At 65.2% G+C, this 2,256-nt stretch carries 3 protein-coding genes; all 3 read left to right on the plus strand.

The window, feature by feature from the left end:
* The coding region (locus B7L71_RS14630; protein ID WP_139788491.1) for a zinc ribbon domain-containing protein at positions 1 to 214 on the plus strand (214 nt) is incomplete at its 5' end.
* Positions 215 to 326: 112 nt separating this feature from the next.
* A complete protein-coding gene (locus tag B7L71_RS14635) occupies positions 327 to 1,730 on the plus strand; it encodes an MFS transporter (protein WP_081138877.1) in 1,404 nt (467 codons plus the stop codon).
* Between the two features lie 42 nt (positions 1,731 to 1,772).
* Positions 1,773 to 2,081 carry a BolA family protein gene (locus B7L71_RS14640; RefSeq protein WP_081138839.1) on the plus strand — a complete coding sequence of 103 codons (309 nt, stop codon included), beginning with the start codon at positions 1,773 to 1,775 and terminating at the stop codon, positions 2,079 to 2,081.
* Positions 2,082 to 2,256: the final 175 nt, after the last annotated feature.

Here is a 2,256-nt window from a genome sequence, read left to right on the forward strand (position 1 = left end):
GACCTGTGCGGGCTGCGGCCACAAGGTCGAACAAATGCCGCTAACGGTTCGCACTTGGGATTGTCCTCACTGCGGCACCCAGGGCATCGACCGCGACATCAATGCGGCGCTTAACATCAAGCATCAAGGCATCATCCAGTTGAAGGCCGAAGGACTGTCGGTCTCTGCCCATCGAGGCCTGTGTAAGCCCGGTCACGCACCGGCAGCGGCCTAAGACGTGGGAAGCCTCGCCCGTCAGGGCGGGGAGCAGTCACCGTAAGCGCACTGTGAAGCCGGCTTCGGCCGGTTTCGCCGTTTCAGAGGGGGTTGTTCAGGAAGTGATGACCATGCGACTGTTCGAAACTCGCCCCGGTGACGACGGCCTGCCCGGGCCAGAGCGACGGTTGGCCGTGCTGGCCTTGGTGACCGGTACCTTGATGGCGGTTATGGATACCACCATGATCAACCTGGCGTTACCGACGATTGCCGCCGACCTGGATATCCCGGCGTCTCGGGCCGTCTGGATCACCAACCTGTTTCAAGTGGTATGCGCCGCCTTTTTGCTGGTGTTTGCCGGTATTAGTGAGCTGGTCACACGGCGGCGACTGTATCTGTTCGGCATCGGCCTCTTCATGGCCGCCTCGCTGGGGGCGGCGTTATCCCGCCAGTGGGAGTCATTGCTGGTGTTTCGCGCCTTGCAAGGGCTGGGCGCTGCCGCCACCCTCTCCATAGGGCCATCGCTCTATCGAGCCATCTTCCCGTCGCGGCTGTTGGGCAGCGCGCTCGGCTTGAGTGCGCTGGTGGTGGCCGGGGGCTACGCGGCAGGCCCGACCTTGAGTGGCGTCATCCTGTCGTTCGCCGATTGGCCGTGGCTGTTTGCGCTGAACGTGCCCCTGGGGCTCTGCTCGCTCTGGCTGGCGGGCCGGGCCTTGCCGCGCGACACTCCCCGGCAAGGCGCCTTCGATACCCTGGGGGCGCTCTACTCCATGCTGATGCTGGCCAGCTTCTTCGTGGCCATGGACGCCGTCGGGCACGCTGCGCCCCTGTGGCAAAGCGGGGGCTGGGCACTGCTGGCCGTACTGGCTTGCGGGCTGTTTATCCGCCGCCAGCGGCACGCCCCTTATCCGCTGCTGCCGCTGAGCGTCTTTGCCGAAAAGCGTTTTACCCTGGCCGTGTCGGCTTCTGGACTGGCGTTTATCGGCCAAGGGCTGACCTTCGTGGCGCTGTCGTTTTTCTATCAGGAGCAGATGGGCTTTTCACCGCTGGAAACGGCCTGGCTGTTCACCCCGTGGCCGCTGGCTATCATGCTGGTGGGGCCGCTGGCAGGCAGGTTGGCAGACCGTATCAACCCTAGCTTGCTGTCGAGCACGGGCCTGGTGCTGCTGATCATCGGGCTGGTGGCGCTGGCGCAGGTCGATGAAGGCACGGGCGTGGCGGGAAGCCTGTGGCGCACGGCGCTGTGCGGCATCGGTTTTGGCCTGTTTCAGCCCCCCAACAACCGCGAAATGATGGGCAGCCTGCCGCCGGAGCGTAGCGCCAATGTGTCGGGAGTCATGAGCACCATGCGCACGGTCGGGCAGTCTTTCGGGGTGGCCCTGGTGGGGGCTGCCCTGGCGCTAGGGGCGCCCGTTCAGCTGACCCTTTGGCTGGGAGCGGCCACCACGCTTCTGGCGCTGCTGGCCAGCCTGTCGCGTATTCGCGTGGCGCAGCAGGCGTTATTGGCGCGGCGGGCATCGTCGGCTGGCAAGTAAGGGCGTACAATGGTGACGTTGCGGACAGAAGGAGAACGCCCCATGGCGATACAGACACAGATCGAGCAGAAGTTGGCGGCGCTGACCCCTGAGCTGCTCCAGGTCGAAAACGAAAGCCACATGCACAACGTGCCGGCCAACTCTGAAACGCATTTCAAGGTCACGCTGGTCAGCGATAGCTTCGAAGCCATGATGCCGGTGAAACGCCATCAGCAGATCTATGCGCTGCTGGCCGACGAGCTGTCGGGGCCGGTGCACGCTCTGGCGCTGCACCTCTACACGCCCGCCGAGTGGCAGGCCCGGGGCGGTGCGCGCCCCGATTCGCCCCACTGTCGTGGCGGCGGAAAGTGACACCGGAAGCCGCGCGAAGGCACTATCTGGAGGCCATGGGCATTACCGCCTGGGCCTCCCGCTATCAACTGCCCAACGCACTCCCCACGCAAGCCTGTGAATGGGAAGACGCCCCTGCCAAGGCGCCACCGCGCGAGCGCCTGCATGCCCTGCTGGACGATGCTCCGCCGCCGCG

The organism is Halomonas sp. BC2 (assembly GCF_002078115.1).
GTDB classification, from domain to species: domain Bacteria; phylum Pseudomonadota; class Gammaproteobacteria; order Pseudomonadales; family Halomonadaceae; genus Vreelandella; species Vreelandella stevensii.